This window comes from Algoriella xinjiangensis (assembly GCF_900115015.1).
Lineage (GTDB): Bacteria > Bacteroidota > Bacteroidia > Flavobacteriales > Weeksellaceae > Empedobacter > Empedobacter xinjiangensis.
In genome coordinates, this window is record NZ_FOUZ01000033.1 from 1 (window position 1) to 3,061 (window position 3,061).

The following is a 3,061-nucleotide window of genomic DNA, read 5'->3' on the forward strand; positions in this document are numbered from 1 at the left end:
AACTATGCAACTGAACAACAAATAAAAAAGTCTATCAAAGATATTCTGATAGACTTCTTTTATTTTAAATCCTATTTTACATAAAAGGTGTTATAGGTATTATTTAATAATGTGAGTTATTTTTATTTTACCACTTGTTGCCTTATAAGGTTCAATATTAATAATTGAAGGAAATGAGCCATAATATTCAGTATTAAATTCTTTATCTACTTTTCCACTTAAATAAATAGGATATCCATAAAAACCCCTTATTAATATTGAATCATTTATGTATCCTTTTATTTTAATTTTTCGTAAAGAATACCCTTTCCCAACAACAGGATTTAATGAATCTACTGTTATTTTTGAAAAATTATCAATTAATATCTCACTACTTTTTATATGTCTAAAAAAAATTAGATATATAAAAAAACATATTAAAATCATTAAAATAGATATAAAATAAAAACTGATTTTTTTCATAGTTTTAATTATTGATTTGTTGGAGTTAATTTTGAAATATCATTAGCACAAGTTGGACAATTATCATTACCTAAAGGAGTTAAGTACATTAATTCACCATTTTGTAAAGCTAATTTTATTAAATTTTCAGCACTACTTGAATTTCCAGCTAAAATTAAATCTCCATAATTTCTCCCAACATTATTATTAAATAAATCCATATTAGTTTCTTTGAATGCAAATGCATAATTAGGAGGTCTATTTTCATGAGCAGTTGTTAATTTTTCAGTATAATATTTACCTATACTTATAACATTTAATGTATTAAAATATGCATGTCTAAAAGCATCTCCTTTTCCATTATGAGTAGAGTAAGGATATAAACTTGCGGCTTTATTAAGAGCGTTATAAGCATTTTTTAAATACTTGAATTGACTTTGAGGAGATAATGTATTGAATATATTTAGTTCTTCAGTAGACATTTGAGATTTATAATCATACTGAAAAATGTAAAATGTATTATTTAGAGGATATTCATTTGTATTATTAATAAGTTCCTCTAACCAAGCTTGTATAAATCCTTCTCCATTTGAAGAAAAATAAAACAAAACCTCCAAATCCTGCGGGTTTTGGTTGAAATAATCTGCAGCAGAAATATTATCAATATGACTTAAATAGTTAATTACCCATAAATAAGTTTCTTGGCTATGAGTATTGTAATTATTTAATATAGAAAATAAATGATTTGCTATATTTTCATTATTATACAGAAACATTAACTGAGAAATGTTTAACTTTTTTCCTAATAGCGTGTTTATTTGATTCGGTAAAACTACTTCATCACAATTTGTTCCTTGACAAGATGGAGGCAAAGTAATTCCTGTCTCAATACCATTGTTAGCTCCTCCACTTCCGTTATTTCCACCAGACCCTGGAGGTCCTGTTTCTGTACCACCTGAACTTCCTCCTGGCTCTCCTGGATTATAGCCACCTCCGCCACCAGACCCGCCATCACAAGACAAATAAAGCTCGTAAGTAGAATAGGGGCCTGTCCCTCCTTTTTTATCACAGTCATCATATTGTCCACTTCCTGAGTGTCTGCCGCTATAACATTTGTGTTCGGTTTCTATAATACTATAAGAACATCCTCCTCCAGATGTTTTATTAAGAGGTGTTGAAGATTTATTAAAAAGACTAAGATCAATATTTAAAGGCATTGTTTTTAAGACTTGAAAATCTTTATTATCTATCATGTAGCCGTCAGGAAAGAAGTAAGTAATCAATATAGCTTCATACTTATCTGAATTTTTCTTTTTAGAAAGAACAAGATTTTCGACGAAATTTAGATTTCGCTTATATTCTTTTTCTACAAAAAAAGTATAAGATTCTCTTTCTCCGTCTGGAGTTCTAATATATGTAATATTTTCTTTATGGATAATAAAATCCGAATCATTGGATGATTTAGAACTTTTGTCAGATTTTTGCAAATTGTTTATTTCATTAACAATAGAATTAACTTCATTATTTTTTTCTAAAAAAGAAGCATTTTTATGAAGCATTAAATTTTCTTTTTTAGACGATTCAACAGTAGATGTTTCATCATCAGAGTAACAAGCTAGTAAAGAAAAAAGAATAAGTAAGGTAAAGAGCCTTAAAAAGGTATTAGAAAGTTTATTCATAAAAAATTAGTGTTTAAGCTAAAAATACAATAAGTTATAAGAATAACAAATTAATTTAACTTTACATAATCAATATTATACACCAAAATTTTTCAGGTTAAATCACTGATATTGTGAAAGTGCCGTTTTGGATAAGTGATTTTATGTCTAAAACTACTCTGTAAGGTGCATTCTGCCGTTGAAACGGCATATCCAAATCGGACAAAATAAAGCCTTAGTATTTCAAATACTAAGGCTTTATTTGAAAAGATCAGAATGAGATCCTATTCTTGTTAAATGAATTTCTTTTTTATCTTCATCAAACTGAAACCAAATAAGAAGTAAATCAGAATTAATGTGACATTCCCAATAATCTTTATAGTCGCCAATAAGTTTATGAGCTTTCATTTTTAAAGGTAGATTATCAGCACCACCTTTAATTAATAATTCTAAACACATTTCAATATCTTGGACTTTTTTGGGAGCTTTTTTAAATTTTTTAAAATCCTTTTTAAATTGAGTGGAGAATATTAATTTATAATTATTCATCAAGTAGATTTTTTAGGTAACCCTTTAATTCAGATGGATTACTTACCGAATCAAGATTTTCTGAATTATTTTTTAATTCTTCCATTGCTGAAATAGTTTCTGAATTAGGGATAGAATATCCTGTAGCATCTAAAAGTATTGTTTCAATATAATTATTAAAACTTCTATTTGATTTAATAGCTTCTTTTTTAAGAAACTCATAAAGATTATTGTTTATTCTTAAAGAAGTTAATCTTTTCTCTTTAGTATTCATAATGATAGTATTTGTAATACAAATGTAATCATTAATAAATAAACATTTCTTTTCTGGATATATTTGGGGTCAGTCGACGAAACGGAAAAAATAGCACGTTAACAATTTAATCTATAATTTAATGGATTTATAATAGGTAAAACAAATACTTTATGAATTT

4 protein-coding genes are annotated in these 3,061 nt (G+C 26.7%); all 4 read right to left on the reverse strand.

The window, feature by feature from the left end; genetic code table 11:
- Positions 1–99: 99 nt before the first annotated feature.
- On the reverse strand, positions 100–462 hold the full coding sequence (locus BM072_RS15260; protein ID WP_143080500.1) for a hypothetical protein: 363 nt from the start codon (positions 460–462) through the stop codon (positions 100–102).
- A gap of 8 nt (positions 463–470) precedes the next feature.
- The gene (locus BM072_RS15265; protein ID WP_143080501.1) at positions 471–2,000 is read right to left on the reverse strand and encodes a DUF6973 domain-containing protein; all 1,530 of its coding nucleotides are present in this window, start codon (positions 1,998–2,000) and stop codon (positions 471–473) included.
- Positions 2,001–2,357: 357 nt separating this feature from the next.
- Positions 2,358–2,648, reverse strand: coding sequence for a type II toxin-antitoxin system YafQ family toxin (locus BM072_RS15270; protein WP_092910726.1), 291 nt, complete (start codon positions 2,646–2,648; stop codon positions 2,358–2,360).
- Positions 2,641–2,901, reverse strand: coding sequence for a hypothetical protein (locus BM072_RS15275; RefSeq protein ID WP_092910729.1), 261 nt, complete (start codon positions 2,899–2,901; stop codon positions 2,641–2,643). The genes BM072_RS15270 and BM072_RS15275 overlap by 8 nt, the downstream gene beginning before the upstream one ends.
- Positions 2,902–3,061 lie beyond the last annotated feature (160 nt).